Here is a 20,498-nt window from a genome sequence, read left to right as displayed (position 1 = left end):
AAATAATGTATAATTAATTTATATGTGTATAAGTTATAGGTGAACTCTTTGCTTATTCTGGCAGTAGTGCAATTACTTTCATATCATAGTTCTATCTTTTATATCCATTTGATTATGTTGGTGAAATTTCATTTTAATTCATTGAGAAGTGTGATAATTTGATCAATCCTTTGTTTTGAGGGAATTTCCTAAAAGTATAATTTATTATTTAAGATAAACATCTATGGTTGCTGACACAGTCTTAAGATTAACATTAGTTGATATAGCTTATAAGTACATAAATTTGAGATAGGAGAACGTGATGAAGAATTTGAATCTAAAAAGTAAACTAGCTATTTTTAACACCACGCTGAGGGAAGTTTTTATTTCCTCACTACCTCTTGCAATAATAATTATTATTGTTTGTGTTTTTATCGCACCTTTAAATAATCCAAAGGATTATTTGAAATTAATTATAGGTTATGCTAGTGTGGTTGTGGGGCAATCTGTTTTTTTGGTCGGTCTTAATGTTAGTATTCTTCCAATCGGTATGCTCGTCGGAGGTTCACTGATTAAACTGAAAAAAGCCTCTTTTATTATTTTCTTTGGTTTGGTTTTTGGTCTGCTGGCCACTGTTGCCGAACCTGCTTTAACTGTTTTAGCCAGACAGACAAATATGATTATGCCTATTATCAATGAGACTATCTTTATCTGGATCATGGGTTTGGGTATTGGTCTTTTGGTTGGCTTTTCCCTTTACCGAATTATGAAAGACTTAAATATTAAGATAGTTTTCGCCGTTTTGTATATTATTACCTTTATTGTACTTATCTTTGTCCCCAATGAATTCGTTGCCTTGGCCTTTGACGGAAGCGGTGCAACCACCGGTGATATCTCTGTTCCCTTCATTCTGGCGCTGGGTATGGGTGTTTCGGTCACCTTGTCCAAGCATAAAAGTAATGACGATACCTTTGGTATCATCGGCCTTGCTTCTGTGGGTCCTATTTTAGCATTGTCCATCTATGCTATCGCACTTAACCTCCATTATAAAGGTGTTTTACCTCCTGAACAGCTCTATGCTCCCGGTACCGAAAGTACTGTACGTGAAATCCTTACCGGTAACTTAGGTGGAGTTGCACTGGCGCTTATTCCTATCATTGTTATCTTTCTGCCTTTTCAATTCTTTCTGATCAAACAGCCGAAGAAAGATTTTATTAATATTCTTCTTGGCTCTGTGGTTGTTTTTATCGGTTTATTGATCTTCCTGTCAGGAATAGACTACGGTTTTGCTTTCGCAGGCAAGTACATCGGTGAAGTCTTCCTGGAATCCTCCCGTCCGGAATGGTTCAAATGGCTGCTGCTGCTCATTGGTTTTATTCTCGGTGCAGCTATCACCTTGTCAGAACCTGCCGTTACCGTTTTGGGTGAACAGCTGGAGGAAATAACCAATGGTCATATTAAAAAGAATACCATACGAATGACCCTTGCCATCGGTATTGGTTTTGCCTCTTTGATTGCAATGGTAAAAATCCTGACTCAGATAAATATTCTTTGGTTTCTTGTTCCTCTCTATGCAATTGCGCTTATTATGATGAAATTTACACCTAAGCTATTTGTAGGTCTGGCCTTCGATTCAGGCGGTGTTTCCGGTGGTGCGTTAACTTCTGCCTTCTTAACCCCCCTGACACTTGGTATGGCACAGGCGGTTGCTCAAAAATCCACTTCCGGCGGACAGTCAATTTTAGTCAACGGTTTCGGAATTATTGCCTTTATTTCAGTTACCCCATTGATTGCTGTTCAATTTTTAGGTATAGTATATGATATGACTCTTAGAAAGGTGGAAAAGGCCGCTAAAGAAGCTGAGATTAACGAATTAGAGGAATTGGCTTTACTTGTAAATTTAGTGGAACACTCATCAAAACAGGTCAAAGAGCACATGGATTATGATTTAAAGGAGAATAATGATACTATGAAGTTAAATAAAACAGAGGAGGGAGTCAATAGCTTTGATGGATTCTGATAATACGCTTGATTATTTAACCGTAATCACAGCAAGAAAATTTAAAGATAATGCACTGAAATTAATACTTGACTCCGGCTGTTATCTTATTGATGTGGTGTATGCCAAGGGTTCAGTACAATCCGGATATTTTAAGGATATGCTGGGGCTTGTCGCTGATGAGAAAAAGGTCATGATTACATGTATGGTAAAAAGTAATCTAACCCCCCTGTTAATGGAACAGTTTGTTACAAAATTGAAATTTGATCAACCTAATACAGGTATTGCTTATGTCATTCCTGTTGAAAAGTTGTCTGTGTAGGAGGAAAACATGACAGACCTTAATATGAATATGAAAGCCTTGTATATCGTTGTTAACGTAGGATTTGCTGAAAAAATTGTGGAATATATTCGTTCCTACGGTTCTTGCGGGGCTACAATTATAAATGCTCGCCGTTATAGTTTTCAACACAAAGAAATTATGGGTATTAATACAGATAAAGAAAAAGAAATTATCTTAACCATAATTGACAGCGATGCAGCTGACAGGATTATGAACAGCATCAAACAGTATTCCGGCTTTAAAACAGAAGCTCATGGAATTTGTTACACCCTGCCGGTGTCAAGTGCAGTCGGTCTTGGTCAATACAATTGTGAGAACCTGGATATTAAGAAGCAAGTGTAAATTTATCTTACTTTAAGGCAATTCTCCATTGTACGATGAATTTAACTCGTTTTAGCTTATGAAATATTGATAAGTAGATTATGGCTTTCCAACACTAACAGAGTGTCGGGAAGCCATAATTTATTTTCCTTATAATGATATTTCGCCTTAATCTTTATTTAGCCTTAATCTTTTATTTTCTTTCTTAATAAAATGACTATAACTTAATCTCTATTTGCAGCTGAACGCTTTGCTTTTAAACGAATTTTCTATAAGACATTTCTGTTTTTAAGCTTTTATACTATAATACTGTTTTTAAGCTTCTATACTATAATACTGTTTTAAAGCTTTTGTACTATAATACTATCTTGCCTATGCTGTTTTCGCTAATGCCTCTACTTCTTCACGAGGAACATTAACAGCTTAAACAGCTGCATTTAATCCTAAAGATCATAATGCGTTATTTTACAAGTGTCTACATAGAGTGACAGTATATTGAAGCTCTTTATTGCAGATTCTACTTCTAGAAATGTATTATATAGTCTTTGCCGTAAAACACCATGGTGCCATAGGAGGACAGCTTTCTTTTATTTTTCTGACAGCACCAGACAAGTAAGAAAGGAATAAAACTTTATGAAATTGAATAAATTAGCCTTTTTATTTATCCTTTTACTCCTGCCTGTTCTATTAACCGGCTGCAGTAAGATCTTTCCTACTCCTTTTGGCAACAACACGGGAGGTAATGAGAATTCGGAAAACCCAGGTGACATTACAGACACTCCTGCTGACACTCCTGTTCCCACTGTTACGGAGATTCCCTCCGTTGCTACTGAAATCCCCTCTGCTGAAACCTCTGGCAGCGGTACTACCCTTCCTTCTGACACGGATACTACTTCCGGACAAGGTGGTTCCTCAGACCCTGACAGCTCTTCGGGACAGAATGGCAACTCGGATTCCGGTTCCTCTGCAGATTCCTATAAGACCAGAGCGGAAGAATTTCTCTCCCACATGACCCTGGAGGAGAAGGTTGGTCAGATGTTCTTTGTTCGCTTGCGCAAAGACAGTGCAGCTGCCGATCTGAAGGATTACTGCCTGGGCGGATATATCTTATTCGGTGATGATTTTAAGAATGAGACAAAAGCCAGTATCAAAGATCTACTATCAGAATATCAGGATCTTTCTTCCATTCCCTTATTGATTGGTGTGGATGAAGAAGGCGGTACAGTAAACCGTATCAGTAAATATACTGCTTTTCGTTCAGAGCCTTTTAAGTCTCCCCAGGACCTGTATAAGGCTGGTGGCTTTGAAGCCATTCAGACAGATACCAAAGAAAAAGCAGAGCTTCTGCTGGACCTTGGTATTAACGTGAACCTGGCTCCGGTAAGTGATGTTTCAACAGCTGCTGCTGATTTTATCTACAAAAGGGCCTTTGGTAAAGACGCCAAAGCTACGGCTAATTATGTAAAAACCATTATTCTGGCCATGAACAGAGCACATATCGGCAGCACTTTAAAACATTTCCCCGGCTATGGCAACAACGTCGACACACATACAGGAGTTGCAACGGATAACAGGGAATATGACCAGTTCCTTAAAAATGATTTTCTTCCCTTTCAGGCAGGTATTGAAGCCGGCGCTGACAGTATTCTGGTTTCCCACAATATTGTTACATCAATGGACAAGAAATACCCCGCTTCCCTCTCCTCAGCAGTTCATGAGATTTTACGGGATACCCTGAAATACGAAGGTGTTATTATGACCGATGATCTGAGTATGGATGCTATTAAGAAATATACCTCGGATAATGAGGCTGCTGTCCTTGCCATTCAGGCCGGAAACGACCTGCTTATTGCAACTGACTTTGATACACAGATACCAGCAGTTCTGGAGGCGGTTAAGAGTGGTAAAATAAAAGAGGATCGACTTGACGCATCTGTAATACGTATTCTTATGTGGAAATTGAAGCTTGGTATTCTACAATAAAAATAGCTATAGGTTAAAGGTAAATAAAAGATTCAAGTTGGATGATAATATATTTCTAATCTTACATTCCCATGAAATATATTATCATCTGACTTGAATCTTATTTTATTTCAACAAATATAGGGTGTTTGGAGGGTGTATTATTAAGAAATCCATCCCCTCCTTAAATTCCTTTTTGATGTGTATTCATATTTCCTCTCTTTCTGTTCGCGTTCTATTGGGTCATAAAATTATATTCCCAATAGGACATATAATTTTAATCTATATTTATAGCAGCATAAGTGCTTTCACTGCATAATCAGTTAGTCTCTTCTAACTATTATACTTTGCAGAGTTGAATCCGTCTATCTCTTATCAGACTTTGCAAATCGATTAGGATTATGTAATCGACTTTATGGAAATACTGCTTTTCTCATTTGTCAATTTACATTGCATTCTCTTCTATTATTCGTTAAAATAATAGCTATCAAATACTTATGAGGTGATAGGATGCAGATTAAAGAATCCGCCGAAGACTATTTAGAAACTATTCTGAGATTACAAGAACAAACCGGACATGTCCGTTCCATAGATATTGCCAATGATTTGGGCTATACAAAAGCAAGTGTCAGCATTGCCATGAAGAAACTGCGTGAAAATGGCTATATACACGTAGATGAGGCCGGAGCTATCACTCTTGAAAAAGCCGGTCAGGAAATTGCTTCAAAAATATATGACCGCCATCAGACCCTTACCAATCTGTTAATCGCTGCCGGAGTGAGCAAAGAAACAGCGGCAGAAGATGCCTGTAGAATTGAGCATGTTATCAGTAATGAAAGTTATCAGTGTATCAAGAATTATTTTTACAATAAACTCAAATAACAGGTATGGCAGTATAAGGGGAACTAGCTATTGATTATAAGAAGAGCAAATGAACAGCATATAAAAGCTTTACTTCATTCGTTTCCTGAAGTAAAATCTGTTTTATGTACTGGTATAGATGGGTATACATTGCTTGATTGGATAATAAAAACTGAAACACTATATCTGCTTTTTTGTTAGAGGATGATAACCAATATATAGTTATTGATTCCTCATCCTCCACAAACTCCACTATATAATTTTAAAAAAACTGCCTACCTTATATCCAAAATTACCTTTAAAGAAACCACAGCATTTCCCTGCTTTAGTGATATAAGATTGCCTACTGCTGCACTTTCTTCTTAATCGGGAACAATAGATCCAACTGCATTTTTTCGCTGTTAAAATTCGGGTCCTGGACATTATGAAAGAAATTCAGCTGCTCCTCTAACGCCCAATCCATTTCTGCATCCGGCAGGTCACATCTCTTTTCTCCCCAGGCAGATTCATAATCGGGATTATTTTGAAATACCCAATCCGCCAGCAATCCCCAGTGGTCGAATTCATCCATACTGATGGCATGTGCCGCATACAATCCACCATAGAACTGCTTCTTTACAAGCGGCTCCGGGACTTCCATATCCTCAGGAATTGAGACCCACACTTCATAACCGACTGAGGGTGTACCATATGCTGTTTCTCTTGGGGGCATAGGGTTATTAAAGCCAAAATGCCTTGCATCCGGTTTATGCTTTAATAAGCCGCTTTCCCTGACAAACTTATCAAGTCTTTCCCCTGAATGCATTTCACTGTCTTTTCCCGTATACTGACTGGCAGCTACCGTTAAGGGAGGTATATACACGATTCTTATATCCTTTAATGCGTTTAATTCTTTATTGGCTTTGTTTAAGTCATTAGCGGTCTTATTATCCTCCACAGACTTATCCTCCTTGAATTTGATTTTGGTCACAGCAAGTGCCTCAACCACTTTCAAAACTTCAGCATCTCCCAGCAAATCCAGCTTTTTCTTTTCAGTTATTGCACTTCCAAGCTTCTCAATAAATACAGCTAATATCTTCCTTATGGTAGATAGGGCAGATATTTCATTGTTAATCTCTTTCAGATTCTCCTGAAAAATATCAATTGCCAGCACTGCATCCTCTTTCTTTAATATTTCTGTTATCTGTTTTAAAGGAATTCGAAGTTTACGCAATATGATGATCTGCTCTAAACGGTTGATAGAAGCTTCATCATAGGTACGGTAGGCATATTCCTCTTTCTTAATGCTTGGCAGCAATCCGATCTGTTCGTAGTATCGGAGAGTTCTGGTTGATACATTTAATAATTTTGACACTTGACTGATTGTAAGAAGTTCCATTGCTATCTCCTTTGTGAACCTTTGCGCATTGGTTTGATATAAGTATATCTGTTGACGTGGCGTCAAAGTAAAGCTTAATCTCATAAATTTAATCTTGTATAAAATCTTACCATTAATATTCACATTTCAAAAGTCAGAATCCCCTTTTAAGACTCATTTTCCCTTTTTTCCGTATGCTTTCACACATATGAAGCAACGAAAGAATGAATGAAAAGTATAAATATTTCTTGTAACTGCCTTTTCTGCCTTTTCTGCCTTTTCTGCCTTTTCTGCTTTTTCTGCTTTTTCACTTTTTGTCATCACCTGTGAAAACAAACTTTTGTCCCTCATTCTATCTATGTAAACTCATAAAAGAAAATATACCTCCTGGTTCCAACGAATAAAAGCCTGAAGAAAGTATCAACTTATCCTCAGGCTTCCATACGTATGCTGCTATTCTATTCTCCCGCCAATATAGCTATATTTTCTCCGGTAAGGCGGTAAGTTCTCCATTCGTCCATATGCTTCGCCCCAAGACTTTCATAGAACGCAATGGAGGGAGCATTCCAGTTAAGGCAGGACCATTCAAGTCTGGGACATTCTCTTTTTCTGGCCTCTTTTGCTACTGCGGATAAAAGTGACTTGCCATAACCTGTTCCTCTGAATTCCGGTTTCACATAGATATCCTCCAGATAGATTCCCGCTTTTCCGGTAAAGGTCGAAAAGTTATAGAAATAGAGGGCATAGCCAATTGGTCTGCCATCGTATTCCGCTATCAGTACATTCGCTGCTTTCTGCTCAAATATGGATTTCTTCAGGATTTCCTCCGTAGCAGTGACCAGGTGTTCCATTTTCTCATAAACTGCCAGCTCTAGGATAAGCTCCAGGATAATCCCGGTATCTGTTTCCCTTGCTTCTCTGATGGTAAATTGTGTATCGCTCATTGGTATCCTCTCTCTTTCTTATAGGATTTCTCTTTCGGTTCTTGTTACTTCCCCCTCAGTGTTGCTGTCCACAAAGTCCAAAACGTTATTTAGAATGCTGTCTGCCGTTTTACTGTCTAAAGCCACACAGGCAATACCAAATACTGCAGTCTGATGGGTATCCTGTTCCTCTACCTCAGCAACCGAAACATTAAATTTATTTCTGATCTTCTGGCACAGGCTCTTAACCACCATCCGTTTTTCCTTTAAAGAATGCACCCAGGGGAGATACAGCCATATCTGCAGGGTTCCTATTTTCATAGTCTTTGTATCTACGCCTCAATCTTTCCCACAGAAGCAGCATATACGGTATATTCACTATCTTCTTCTAAATCTTCCGCTTCCAGCCCAAGCAGACTGTCTGTAAGCTGCTGGTCATATGCTCCGATAGCACATACACCACAGCCGATGGCTTCCCCTGCCAGGTACAGATTCTGACAGATATGTCCTACATCGATCAGTGCATACTTCTGTGCATTAACAGTATATCTCCATTCGCTGCGGTAAGGCACTACTGTCCATACAAAGCTCACAGGGGCGCCTGCAGCAAAGCTTTGGCCGTAATATGCCCTTGAAACCTTACTTACCTGCTCTTCATCTTCTCTGATCAGCTCCAGCTCATGGGTTAATGGAAGATAATGATACAATCCCTGTTTCAAACCGTCAACTTTGTTTACAAAAAGATAGGTCTCAAAGGGATGTCTGGCTCCCGCGGAGGGAACAGTACGAAGAGTTGCCTTGCGTTTATTTCCGATTACATTCTTAACTCCCTGGGTTGCCCATAAAAGGAAGGATAACTCTTTAAAAGTAATACTTTCTTCTGCGTATTTTCTTCTGCTGGTTCTGTCATTCAGAATGTTCAGATAATCCTTTTTAACAATAATATCTTCAAAGTCTTTGGAAAGCTCTATAACTGTTTCAGCAGATTTCTCATTTGACAGTAACGGCTGAGGTAAGCCTTTCTTTTCGTCACTTTCGATTTCATAATCGGATGACTTCATGATTTCCCTTCCCTGAATAATTTTTTGTTTGTAGATATTCTCCATGTACATTCTCCTTCTTGTTGTATATTTACTTCAAGCCTTTTAATGATAATTAACTCTGAAATTCCTTATGTCTATACTATTAATTATCCTATGTCTGAGGTGTGTCTGAAAACTGCAAGGAATTCTCAATCATACCCTGTGGATTGCGCACAAGTCTACTTCTTAAGGTTATCCAAAAAGTAGCGGCATAAACTATCCGTTCCATTTGGTGTTGTAGCCCAGGAAGTTACCAGACGTATAGCGCTGTGGTCTTTATCTATTCTCTTCTGCACGGAAAATACGAATTCCTGTTCTAATTTTTCTAAAAAGCTGTCCGGTAAGATTGGAAACAGCTGATTACTTACAGGTGGGGTCAGAAACTCCACTCCCAGTGACAGAAGTGTCTCCCTGATCTTTTCTGCCATTGCATTGGCGTGGTATCCAAGCTCAAAGTAAAGATTATCCTGAAATAAAGCTTCAAATTGAATGCCGGCAACAAAACCTTTTGCCATGAGAGCACCTCTTTGCTTGATAAGATAGCGAAAATCCCTTTTCAGCTCTTCCTTAACAATTACCAGTGCCTCCCCCAGCAAGGCACCATTTTTGGTACCTCCGATATAAAAGACATCCGTAAGCTCAGCGATATCTGATAACTCCAGATCATTAGCCTGAGAGGTAAGTGCTGAAGCAAGCCTTGCCCCGTCCTGAAAGAGCAGCAGCCCTTCTCTGTTACAGATCTGGCGTATTTTGTAGAGCTCTTCTTTGGTATATACCGTTCCAAGTTCTGTGGAATCGGATATATATACCATTCCCGGTCTTACCATATGTTCGTCTGCGTGGTAATCAACAGCTTCCTTGATTGCCTCCGGTGTAACCTTTCCCTTCTCATTGGATACTGTTATTACTTTATGCCCGGTTGCTTCAATTGCGCCTGTTTCATGAACATTTATATGACCGGTATCAGCTGCAATAACAGCTTCGAAAGGACGCAAAAAGGAGGATATAACCAGCAGATTAGTCTGTGTTCCTCCGGGAATAAAATGAATATCCACTTCCGATAGGTTCTGACTGTTTGCTGGTCTATCCTGTCCTTTTGTTAAATGCTTCTTTATATATTCTTTTGCTTTTATTGTATGTGTATCTTCTCCGTAGCCTGCATTTTGTTCCAGATTGCTCTCTATTAACAGCTCTAAAACCTTAGGGTGGGCTCCTTCGCTGTAATCATTCATAAAACTGTACATTCTGTCTGCCTCCGTGCTATATTAGTAATCTTATAGGAATTCCGTCTAATACTTTATTATAGCCTCAGAAACCACTAATTGCAAGCTACTTAGCTGGCAAAGATAATCAACATCAGAATTATGATAAAGAGCATATTTAGTTTTCGTTCCATATACTTTTTTACATTCATAGGCCTCCTCCTTACATACTTTATTTACTCATGTCTATTTCCTCAGTACTAATTCCTCACACCTAATTTCTTACTTCTATTTTGTCACTTCTAGTTTTTTGCTTCTATTTTCTCACTTCTAGTTATTTGCTTCTAATTTATTGCTTCTATTTTCTCACTTCTAGTTTTTTGCTCCTAATTTATTGCTTCTATTTTCTCACTTCTAATTTTTTGCTCCTAATTTATTGCTTCTAAATTTACTGCTATTATCCTGATTATAACTTGAGATAAACCTCTTGCATCTGATTTATTCTTCAACAAAGACTAAGCCTGCTGCCTTAAAGCTTAACTGCTGCTCTTTCCCATCAAGTTCAATAGTAACCGGTCCCTCATACGCACCATATTTACGGACCGTCACTGAACTTCCAATATGAACGCCCAGTCCTTGCAAATAATCCATCAGTTCATTTTCTTCTGTTACTCTTCTTATATAAGAGGTCTCTCCTACTTCCATTTCTGTAAGACTCTTCAGCAAAATGGTCTTTACATTTCCATCTGCTTTTGGAATTACATTACCATGAGGGCAGTAAGCAGGGTTACCAAGATATTCATCCAGTCGGTCTATGAGTCTCTTGGGAGCTACATGCTCTAATTTCTCAGCATCCTCATGAGCTTCGCTCCAGGTATAACCGAGCTGCTCAATTAGGAATACCTCCCATAGTCTATGTCCTCTAAGGAGGGTAATGGCATTTCTGATACCCTCTGCTGTTAATTTCGAGCCTTTGTAGGGTTCATATACAATCAATCCTTCTTTACTGAGCCGAATAAGCATCTCCGTAACCGAAGCGGGTGCTATATTCAATACTTCTGCTATCTGCTTGTTGCCTATCCGGTGTTCTCCGCCCCCTAATTTATATATTTCTTTAATATAATCTTCTTTGTTACGGGTCATGTTCATCGCTCCTTTTAGGTATGCCTAATTTAATTTTATTATAACCCAAATTTTATTTTTAGCAAGCTTTATTTATAAAGAAAAATGATATTGCCATTATTTATCTGGACAATATCATTTTCTGAAAAGAAATATTCTATGTAATTATTTATCCAATGATTCCAAGGTGCTCAAGGAGTATCTTCACTCCAAGACAGACCAGAATGGCTCCACCTGTCATCTCTGCTTTTGATCTTAATTTTCCTCCAAATATATTGCCGATAATAACACCAGCTGCTGCAATCAGGAAGGTTATAACACCTATAAAGGAGGTAGCAACAAATATATTAACCTTCAGAAATGCAAAAGTTATACCCACTGCCAGGGCGTCTATGCTGGTTGCCACTGCCAGTATCAACATTCCTTTCACTGCAAGAGTATTATCCGGTTCATTGCAATCGCAGCCTTCTTCTTCCTCTTCCTCTTTTAGCGAGCCTTTTATCATATTGATTCCTATAATACCTAATAAGATAAAGGCTACCCAGTGGTCTATGGCATTTATCTTACTGCTGAACTGTTTACCGAGAAAGTAACCGATCATAGGCATTCCTGCCTGAAAGATTCCAAAGTATAAACCTACTGCAATAGGATGTTTTGCTGTAATTTTCTTTATTGATAATCCCTTACAGACAGCTACTGCAAAAGCGTCCATTGCCAAACCGATGGCTAAAATAAGTAGTTCTAACAAATTCATGCCTATTCTCTCCTTCTTACTGATGCTTAACCCTTCTACCGCCAATAACCTGCATATTTCGCATAAAAAAGACTTACCCGCAACTATAACGCTGCAGGTAAGTCTCGTTATTTAAAATAAAACCAGATAACCTATAGGTTACCAGTATGTTGGCTTTATTGCACATAATCGGCTAACTACTCCCTTACTACAATAGATAAATCATAACTGATTGCAGGGGGATTGTCAATTATTTTTTGGGGGGATATGGATAAGGGGTAGGTTTTGGATAAGGGAGGGCTGTGGCAACGGACGATGATTTTGGCTTCTGTTTATACATTTTCTTATTCAGGGTTTCTTATTCCACTAAAATTGCGGCAGCTGCTCCCTGGCAGGCCAGATTATACCAACCTCGCTGGTTAGTTATCACAGTCCAATGGCTGTGAGCTCAAACAGTGGTATAATCTGACCTGGTCGCAACTGCCGCAATTTAAGTGTCATAAGGAAACCCTTCAATAGAAAATTCCTAAACAGAAGCCAAAATCATCTGGTTATATATATTGCAAATAATTATGCTCTTCTTGTCTTTGTTTATAAATACTATTAATCGTTACCTATATAAGCATGGCGTGCTTGAGCTCATTGCAACATGGTGGCATAAGCTTTGTGTTTACAAGTAATGTGTTCTGTAATAATAATAATAATAATATAAAAAGAAAAAATTTATAAGATATTTTGCACCACTAGTTGTAATGCTTATCAGCTATAAGTAATCTCATTTAAATCTTAATACTAGACTGTAGTTACCATATATTCTGAATCCTTGAAATGTTTTTCATAAATTGCTCTGCTACAATTAGTGGTTATATAGATTCCGTCTTCGGCATAGTTAAGGCTGCTTACAGAGGTATTTTCTTTTAGGTAGGCTACCCACTTGCTGTCACTGTAATTTATTCGAAGATTTATTGTTACATTTTCCTTAAAGAGCCTCTCTGCAATAACCTCTATCAGTCTTTTTAAATCTTCTGCTGATTTTGCCGACAGGAAGATACTGTTCTCTTCTTTACAGGTGTCTCTTATACTGCTGTATTCTTCTTCGGTCAATTTATCTATCTTGTTATAGACATAGAGTACAGGTATATTTCCGGCTCCCAGTTCTTCCAGGGTCTTTCTGGTAACCTCGGCTTCTCTTGCATGCTCTTTGTCAGATACATCTATGACCTGTACTAGTAAGTCAGCCATTAATACTTCTTCCAGGGTTGAGCGGAAGGCTTTGATAAGGTGGTGAGGCAGCCTGCTGATAAAACCTACGGTATCTGTTAGGAGAAAGCTTTTGTTGTCCTCTGTTAATACCTTTCTTACTGAGGTTTCCAAGGTGGCAAAGAGCATATCTTTCTCTAATACCAGTTTTTCTTCTGCACTTCCCATCAGCTTTAGTACTCCGTTCATTACAGTTGACTTGCCAGCATTGGTATAGCCTACCAGAGCTGCTAACGGAACTTCGTTCTTCTCCCGCTTTTGTCTCTGGTTCTGTCTTCTTCCTACCAGTTCTTCCAGCTCTCGTTCCAGTCTTGCAATTCTCTCTTCTATCTTTCTTCTGTCCAGTTCCAGCTTCGTCTCTCCGGTTCCTTTATTGTGAAGTCCTGAGCCGCCTCCCTGCCGGTTCATATTAATTCCCATTCCCGACAGTCTTGGCAGCAGATATTTAAGTCTTGCAGCTTCTACCTGAAGTTGTGCTTCTCTGGTTTTTGCCCTTCTTGCGAAGATATCCATAATCAGCACCGCGCGGTCTACTACTCTGCAGCCTAAAAACCTCTCCAGGTTTCTTGTCTGGGAGGGTGACAGCTCATCGTTAAAGACAACTAACTCCGCTTCTTGTTCTTCAAAGAGTTCTTTTAATTCTTCTGCTTTTCCTTTTCCAAAATAGATATCAGCGTGAATTCTATCCAGATTCTGTGTTACTTCTCCCACCACTTCCATGTCACAGGCAAAAGTAAGTTCTCTTAATTCCTCCATGGACGCCTGGAAGTTGTCGTCATTTTTTAATTTACCTCCGGCAAGGAGGACTTTTTCTTTATTCATCATACAGATTTTTCCTTTCCAAGTCTCTGCCTGTTATTTATTTTAGAGCAAGAAAAATATGCACGAAAAAAAGAAGGTGTTCTTCTCCTTCTTCTTCTTTCTATTACACTATTTAAACCGATGTGTATTACAAAAAGGCAGACTTATCCCGTTTCACTCTCTGACAGGCAGAGCTTTAAGCACTATGAAATTAGCGGCAAAAAGATAATAAACGAAATTTAATAATCCACATTCTTGTAGTACCTCCTTTAATCAACTAGGGTTATTATAACAAATGCTCCTGTTAAATACAAGAAATTTTTCTTGCTATACCCTTTTAGTATTAACAATAGACTTTCTATCTATGTATTTATTGTGAATTTCACTGAACTTAGGCATGTTATGATTCCTGTCCCCGTATATATATAATAATCAACCTGTCTTATTTACAGAACGATTTAGAAGCTACTGAGCCATAAGCATTTCTTTTGTGGCAAGTAATCCATTCAGCAGGCAGGCCATTTTTGTCTCGGTACACTATGAACCGAACGGCGGATTAGGAGGAGCTATGAATTCCTGTGAACTTGTTACTTTAGTAACTGCTATAGCCTGCACTATTTCACAAATGTACTCATCAGATGAGTTGGCAGTTATTTCGTCGGTTTTCAATCAGCTTGGCGATACACTTGCAACTATTCAAGCTCAGCAGGACCTCTGTGAGTCAAAGAAATCCGCCGCCCTTGAAGGTTCTGATGAAGATGATACCACTGACTCAGATAACAATTCTAATTCTGATGATAACTCTGACTCGGATGGCAGCTCTGGCTCACGTAATTCCTCTGATTCGGATAATAACTCTGATTCGGATGATAACTCTAACTCGAATGGCTGCTCTGGCTCACGTAATTCCTCTGATTCAGAGGATAACTCTGACTCGAATGGCTGCTCTGGCTCACGTAATTCCTCTGATTCAGATGATAACTCTGACTCCAATGGCTGCTCTGGCTCACGTAATTCCTCTGATTCGGATGATAATACGGACTCGGATGGCTGCTCTGGCTCACGTAATCCCTCTGATTGGAATGATTACTCTGACTCAGGTAATTCCTTTGATTCTGATGATTACTCTGACTTCGATGGCTATTCTGACCCAGGTAATAACTCTGACTCCGATGGCTACTCTGGCTCAGGTAATTGCTCTGGTTCTGATGATAACTCTGACTCAGATAACAGCTCTGAATTCAAATGATTTTATCAGGTAAAGGCTGTTCCTTTTATAGTTATGACTTTATCATAGCATTCTCTGGTATCTTTAAAGATTACATGGCTTACATTGATAACCGTGATATCCTGAAGATTCAGGATGGTCTTCTCGATTTCCCTTGCTCTTTCCATATCAAGGGATGCAAAAGCTTCATCCATCAACAATATCCTGGCTTTACTAAGAAGAGCTCTGGCAATTACGATACGGCTTCTCTCCCCACCGGAGATGTTCTTGCCGTTGTCATAGATTACCGTATCCAGCCCCTGTGGCAGGCCTTCTATGAATTCCTTTAAGCCTGCATCTTTGATGGCTTTTTGGATTTCATTTTCCCCCAGCTCTTTATAGAGGGTTATGTTATTCCGGATTGTATCTTCAAATAGAAAGACCTGCTGCTCAATATTAGCTATAAGACCGAAGTAATCTTCTTTCTTTACATCCATCAGGTTATGTCCGTCGATAAGTATCTTCCCCTGAGTAGGATTTACATATTTACGGAATAATCGGAGCATGGTTGATTTACCTCCTCCGCTGGGACCAACAACAAGGTATTTGCCATTTTTTCTAAAATCCAGGTTAATCTCTCTTAAGATCTGTCTTTCATCATCTTCGTAATGAAAACCTACTTCCTCAAAACGAATCTCTTCTTTAAACTCTTCCAATGATACCGTTTCCTCGTAGGTCTCCGTATTCTTAAGGGAATCTTCAATCTTATCAATCAGATCTCCGGAGGTAAAGAGCTTTGGTAAGCTTTCCGCCAGTTCGAAAATAGGAAAGGTCATTCGGTTGATACCCTCCATTATTACGATTAAGCCGCCGGCGCTGATCTTACCCGTCACTGCCATATACCCAATTCCGCATAGGATTCCATAGAAACTGCTGCTCATCACAAAGTTCTGAGAAGCATTTACAAAAGACATCATCTTCTCAATGAGGAAGCCCTTATTCTGTATCTCATCACTCTTATGATAATAATCCGCCGTAACCTTATCCTGAAGATTATAATTTTTTACTATATGAAAAGCTGAGAGTACCTCTTTGATATAAGAAGTATAACCATCAAAGAGATCACTTCTTTCTTTGTAATTCTTCTTTAAAGGTTTTGCTGTAATTGCTGATATTCCCAGATTGATTAATATAATAACCACCGCAAGGAGTATCATTCGTAAATCTACTGTTGAAAGCAGCCACATGCCTGCCAGAAAATTCATTAATGCCCTTCCTACCGTATAGATACCTGTCAACAGATTAATCTCCAGGGTATTAAAGTCATTGGTCATGGAGGATAAGTATTTTCCGTTGTTCTCTTTCTGGAATTCCCTGATATTCTTTGCAAAGACTCTTGTTATATAGTAATTCTTTATGTTCAGATTGCTCTTTTTCTTGTAGAAATTACTGGTCATGGCTTCTAAAATTCCTAAGGGTACCAAAAGCACCGCTCCTGCCAAAAGATATGGTGTCTCTTTCTTAAGAGACGCAAGATCCCCAGCCAGTGCAAAATCAAGCATTCCTAACATCTTTCTCGTTACCACTGCATCAAGGCCTACTAACAGTAACGTCACCACCAGGGAGCCTAACAGGAAGGGAAATGCGCGAAATAATTTCTTTAACATACAACCACCTCGTTGAAATATTCCTGTGCCAGAAACTGGTGAACTCTTCCGTTCTTAATCTCCAGCACATAATCATAATTTTCGGTAACCCCTTCATAATAGCGATGGCTAATGGCAATAACCGTATTGTCCAGGGATAAAAATACCTTTTCTATTTCTCTTCCCAGTTCTTCATTGAGACTTGAAGTGCCTTCGTCTACAAAAAGAATCTGTGCGTCTTTTGCAATAGCCCGGGCTATGGAGATACGCTGACGCTGCCCGCCGGATAAATTCTTTCCGTTTTCAAGCAGCATCTCATCAAGTCCTGCTTTCTTATCAGTAAAGATTCCCTCTAAGCCGCAGACCTTGACTGCAAAATTAACCTTCTCTTCCGATACCTCCTGATACAGGGTGATATTATTTCTGATGGTATCTTCAAAGAGAAAAACATCCTGGTATACGAAGGCCACCTTTTCATGAAAGGACTTTTCATTCAGGTTATGATATTCAATATTATCTGCCAGGATTTCACCTTCATAGTCCTCGGTGGTTTTGGCAAGAAGATTTATTAATGTGGATTTTCCTGCACCACTTGCTCCTTTAATCAGATATTTCTTTCCTTTCTCTATTACAAAGCTTGCATCTTTCAGAATCTCTTTGTTACCATAACGAAAGGTCACATGTTTCAGCGAAATGTTTTCCTGTAAATTAAACGCAACGCTTCCTTTATCTTCTTCCATTGTTTCCGCTGATCTGTCTGCAATCTTATGGTATATGGTCATGGAGGCTTTCATCTGATTTCTCATTGGGAAGGCATTGATTAAAAAGTTACTGCTGGAAGAACACAGCTGGAACAACAGCCCTCCCATACTTAAGGTCAATCCATTGATAAAGCTATGTGCCATATATATCATGACCCCTACTGTTGAAGCAAATGAAATAATACGGATAACATATTTCTGCATGTCGGTAAAGACAGCTGCAGCATACTTCTTTCTTTCCATTCTGCCGACTGCGTCCATACTCTTATCACGGAATTTATCTTCTATGTGGTTTAATTTAAGTATTTCCATCCCATTAAAGGTATTTGCCATATCTGTGGTAAACTGTTCATTGCTCTCTGATAATTCCTGCTCCAAGGTTGTGGACTTCTTTATAAAGAACCCCGCCAGTGCAGTTAACAGTACGGCCTGAGCGGCCATGGCTATGGCCAGTTTGTAGTCCAGAAATACAAGTATTAATATGGAGAATATGAACATTCCCATATTAATAAGGTAATTTAAAAGACTTACGAAGAATTTATTCTCAAAGGTATTGATATCATTGATCAGATTGGATATGTATACTTCCTTTGATTTGGCAGAAAATTTCTTAAAAGGCATGTTGATAATCTTATCAAAAGCCTGTTTTCTGACATCCAGTATGGTATCTCTCATATAGCGGATACGTAATAACCTTGATATCAGGAAGTTAAGGGGCGCATATAGGATAAACAAAGCCGTAATTATAATTATTTTCCAATAATTCCCGGCATCCCCCTTCTCGATGGCATGGAGTATCAGTACGAAGATACCCATCTGGGCGAAGTGGTCTATGATAAACATAAACGTGGCAAATAAATATTGAATAAATTTCCCCTTGCGTCGCAGCAGTAGTTCTTTCATCTCTCCTCTTTTCCAGAGCAGTAACAATTTACTTAATAACTGTAAATTGTTACTGTTCTTTATATATAAGACTAATTTAAATACTTATAGACTTTTATCTGTATGATTTTTGTCCGTATTATTTTTGTCTGTATTATTTATATCTGTATTATTTATGTCTGTATTATTTATATCTGTATTATTTTTGCTTGTATGATTTTTGTTTGTAGGATTTTTGCCAGGTCTGTTCTGAATAATGATTGTACGAGCACCGCCTTTACCCTTAAAATGAATATGTTCGCAAGTATTCCCATCCTTTTTACAGTTCTTTAACTGCAGCGGTTCAAAGGAAAAATGCGAGATACCATCTTTTTCGCAATAACACCAAGGCAACGAGTTATTGCGATTTATAAAAAAGGTGCGAGTTTAACAAACTCTTTCATATTGCCATTCTTCATAAATTGGTCAGCCAGTTTTTTTGCCGCCTGGCTGCTAAGGAAAGGATAGAGTCCTGTGCATTCTCCAATCTTACCTTCTTCAAAGGCCTTCTCAACCAGCGTATCAAGACTTTCTTCAGAAAGAAAAGGTGCCAGGGGACTGATTTGTGAGAGCTCTCCTACTTTTGCTATCTTTTTAACCAATACATCCAGGGACTCTTCCGCTAAGAAAGGTGCCAATGCGGTAACTCCTTTTATATTCTCTACCACATCGATACGGTTGATCCATTCCATAAGGAACTCCTCACTTACAAAAGGCGCTATCTTTACCAGATCCTCTAATGAAATACGGTCGGAATTCTCATCCAGAACAGTTTCAACCAGACTCTCCGTCTCACTTGGCTTAAGAGCAGGTGCTGCGGAGGCAAGTTCTTCTACCGATACTTTTTGCTCCTTAACGTATTCCTTCGCATCTCCCTCCAGTACTTTCTTAAAGAGTTCACTTTCCTTCCTGTTACCTAATAATTCATCAATGCTGCAGCCTAATATGGAAACCAGCTCAGGAAGCTTTGAGATATCCGGCATGGAATTGCCTCTTTCCCAATTACTTACTGCCTGATAACTTACTCCCAGGTTATCTGCCAGCTCCATCTGTGTCATATTTCTTTCTTTACGATATGCTGCTATCTTCTTTCCAACTTCAATTGTACTAAACATAATTAATTTACCTCCTGATTGTTTTGCGTTGCCGGCTACAAAATTTATTATAAACAAATCACAGCTAAAGTGAATAAACCAATAATTGAGTACAAGCTCTCAGTACTAAAGGAATGCTTTAGAACGCAAAAACATACAGGTGCCTCTGCTAATATCCAAGCTTTTCAGATTGATAAACAGCTTAAATATGAATCAGTTTCACCTGTATGAAGGCTACATACTCTGATAAAATTATTTTAAAACGATTGCTTCTGCTTGTCAATTATTAACAGAGCAGTGTTCTACAAGTATAACTCAAGCATTGCTTTATATATTATAAAAATCAAAAATAATCCGGTATACTATCTATATCTGACTGTATAATCTGATCCCAGACTGCTTCTGAACAAGATGCCATACAATAACAGCCAGGCTTTTTCTGTAGTCTGTCCGGTAAGACCCTGAAATGCAGTCTTTCATAAAAGGCAGGTTCTATTTCGGAATAAAGGAATATGATACAGTCCTCTTTGTGCAGCTTACCAATACAGGAATTGATAAGAATAGTTGCATAACCTTTACCGGCATGGGCTTTATCCGTAAATACAGAACCGATGCCGTAAGTATCACAATTAAACTTCTGACCAAGCCTCAGTAAAATAAGAGAACTCACCACTGCCCCGTTCTCTTCTAATACATACCTGGTTCCATAACTGTCTTCCCTGGTATTATCTTTATAGTACTCCTCAAAGGTTCTTCCCTTGTTCCATAATTTATAGCCTGCCTCCAGCAAGGACTTAACTTCCTTTGGTTTTGCTTCACGAATCAACATACAGCCGAACTTCCTCTTCTTGTGTTCCACACATAAATGTAAATAAATAGGTCTTTATTACTAATGTCTCTATGCATTATATCAGAAGAAAGAAT

Annotated in this window: 18 protein-coding genes; 6 read left to right on the top strand and 12 right to left on the bottom strand. The window is 38.7% G+C overall.

From position 1 onward, the window contains the following. Positions 1–301 precede the first annotated feature (301 nt). From BR73_RS0108740 to BR73_RS0108720, 5 genes are all read left to right on the top strand, one after another. The gene (locus BR73_RS0108740) at positions 302–1,999 is read left to right on the top strand and encodes a DUF1538 domain-containing protein (RefSeq protein ID WP_081848583.1); all 1,698 of its coding nucleotides are present in this window, start codon (positions 302–304) and stop codon (positions 1,997–1,999) included. Next, positions 1,989–2,300, top strand: a complete 312-nt coding sequence (locus BR73_RS0108735) for a hypothetical protein (RefSeq protein ID WP_242860640.1) — start codon at positions 1,989–1,991, stop codon at positions 2,298–2,300. The genes BR73_RS0108740 and BR73_RS0108735 overlap by 11 nt, the downstream gene beginning before the upstream one ends. A 9-nt stretch (positions 2,301–2,309) precedes the next feature. Beyond that, positions 2,310–2,663 (top strand): nitrogen regulatory protein P-II, encoded by a 354-nt coding sequence (locus BR73_RS0108730; protein ID WP_033165222.1) that lies wholly within the window; start codon positions 2,310–2,312, stop codon positions 2,661–2,663. Positions 2,664–3,275: 612 nt separating this feature from the next. Beyond that, on the top strand, positions 3,276–4,625 hold the full coding sequence (locus BR73_RS0108725) for a glycoside hydrolase family 3 N-terminal domain-containing protein (RefSeq protein ID WP_051685069.1): 1,350 nt from the start codon (positions 3,276–3,278) through the stop codon (positions 4,623–4,625). Between the two features lie 489 nt (positions 4,626–5,114). Then, the gene (locus tag BR73_RS0108720) at positions 5,115–5,486 is read left to right on the top strand and encodes a metal-dependent transcriptional regulator (RefSeq protein WP_033165221.1); all 372 of its coding nucleotides are present in this window, start codon (positions 5,115–5,117) and stop codon (positions 5,484–5,486) included. Between the two features lie 322 nt (positions 5,487–5,808). Here the strand turns inward: BR73_RS0108720 and BR73_RS0108715 are convergent, their stop codons facing one another. The 8 genes from BR73_RS0108715 to hflX all read right to left on the bottom strand — a co-directional run bounded on the left by BR73_RS0108715 (position 5,809) and on the right by hflX (position 13,969). After that, the gene (locus tag BR73_RS0108715) at positions 5,809–6,843 is read right to left on the bottom strand and encodes a MerR family transcriptional regulator (RefSeq protein ID WP_033165220.1); all 1,035 of its coding nucleotides are present in this window, start codon (positions 6,841–6,843) and stop codon (positions 5,809–5,811) included. Positions 6,844–7,280: 437 nt separating this feature from the next. Beyond that, positions 7,281–7,766: a GNAT family N-acetyltransferase gene (locus BR73_RS0108710; protein WP_033165219.1), complete on the bottom strand. Its 486-nt coding sequence runs from the start codon at positions 7,764–7,766 to the stop codon at positions 7,281–7,283. A gap of 18 nt (positions 7,767–7,784) precedes the next feature. Beyond that, complete coding sequence (locus BR73_RS0108705; RefSeq protein WP_033165218.1) at positions 7,785–8,066, bottom strand: DUF503 domain-containing protein; 282 nt, start codon at positions 8,064–8,066, stop codon at positions 7,785–7,787. 11 nt (positions 8,067–8,077) lie between these two features. After that, positions 8,078–8,851, bottom strand: coding sequence for a SagB/ThcOx family dehydrogenase (locus BR73_RS0108700; protein ID WP_033165217.1), 774 nt, complete (start codon positions 8,849–8,851; stop codon positions 8,078–8,080). A gap of 155 nt (positions 8,852–9,006) precedes the next feature. Continuing rightward, complete coding sequence (locus BR73_RS0108695; RefSeq protein ID WP_033165216.1) at positions 9,007–10,071, bottom strand: aminotransferase class I/II-fold pyridoxal phosphate-dependent enzyme; 1,065 nt, start codon at positions 10,069–10,071, stop codon at positions 9,007–9,009. 456 nt (positions 10,072–10,527) lie between these two features. Next, positions 10,528–11,172: a metal-dependent transcriptional regulator gene (locus tag BR73_RS0108690; RefSeq protein WP_033165215.1), complete on the bottom strand. Its 645-nt coding sequence runs from the start codon at positions 11,170–11,172 to the stop codon at positions 10,528–10,530. A gap of 148 nt (positions 11,173–11,320) precedes the next feature. Continuing rightward, a complete protein-coding gene (locus BR73_RS0108685; protein ID WP_033165214.1) occupies positions 11,321–11,905 on the bottom strand; it encodes a manganese efflux pump MntP family protein in 585 nt (194 codons plus the stop codon). 771 nt (positions 11,906–12,676) lie between these two features. Then, complete coding sequence (gene hflX, locus BR73_RS0108680; protein ID WP_197032636.1) at positions 12,677–13,969, bottom strand: GTPase HflX; 1,293 nt, start codon at positions 13,967–13,969, stop codon at positions 12,677–12,679. A 544-nt stretch (positions 13,970–14,513) separates the two neighbouring features. Between hflX and BR73_RS0108675 the strand changes: the two genes are divergently transcribed. Next, on the top strand, positions 14,514–15,194 hold the full coding sequence (locus BR73_RS0108675) for a DUF6774 domain-containing protein (RefSeq protein WP_033165213.1): 681 nt from the start codon (positions 14,514–14,516) through the stop codon (positions 15,192–15,194). 5 nt (positions 15,195–15,199) lie between these two features. Here BR73_RS0108675 and BR73_RS0108670 read toward each other — a convergent pair whose 3' ends face one another. From BR73_RS0108670 to BR73_RS0108650, 4 genes are all read right to left on the bottom strand, one after another. Beyond that, the gene (locus BR73_RS0108670) at positions 15,200–16,819 is read right to left on the bottom strand and encodes an ABC transporter ATP-binding protein (RefSeq protein ID WP_033165212.1); all 1,620 of its coding nucleotides are present in this window, start codon (positions 16,817–16,819) and stop codon (positions 15,200–15,202) included. Then, a complete protein-coding gene (locus tag BR73_RS0108665; protein WP_033165211.1) occupies positions 16,813–18,462 on the bottom strand; it encodes an ABC transporter ATP-binding protein in 1,650 nt (549 codons plus the stop codon). The genes BR73_RS0108670 and BR73_RS0108665 overlap by 7 nt, the downstream gene beginning before the upstream one ends. Before the next feature lie 386 nt (positions 18,463–18,848). After that, positions 18,849–19,595 carry a helix-turn-helix domain-containing protein gene (locus BR73_RS27265; protein ID WP_051685067.1) on the bottom strand — a complete coding sequence of 249 codons (747 nt, stop codon included), beginning with the start codon at positions 19,593–19,595 and terminating at the stop codon, positions 18,849–18,851. Positions 19,596–19,917: 322 nt separating this feature from the next. Next, positions 19,918–20,403: a GNAT family N-acetyltransferase gene (locus tag BR73_RS0108650; RefSeq protein WP_033165209.1), complete on the bottom strand. Its 486-nt coding sequence runs from the start codon at positions 20,401–20,403 to the stop codon at positions 19,918–19,920. Positions 20,404–20,498 lie beyond the last annotated feature (95 nt).

The organism is Clostridium sp. KNHs205, assembly GCF_000702945.1.
Classification (GTDB): domain Bacteria; phylum Bacillota; class Clostridia; order Lachnospirales; family Lachnospiraceae; genus Anaerocolumna.
Note: the sequence above shows the minus strand (reverse complement) of the source record. Positions and strands in the feature narration are given on the sequence as shown.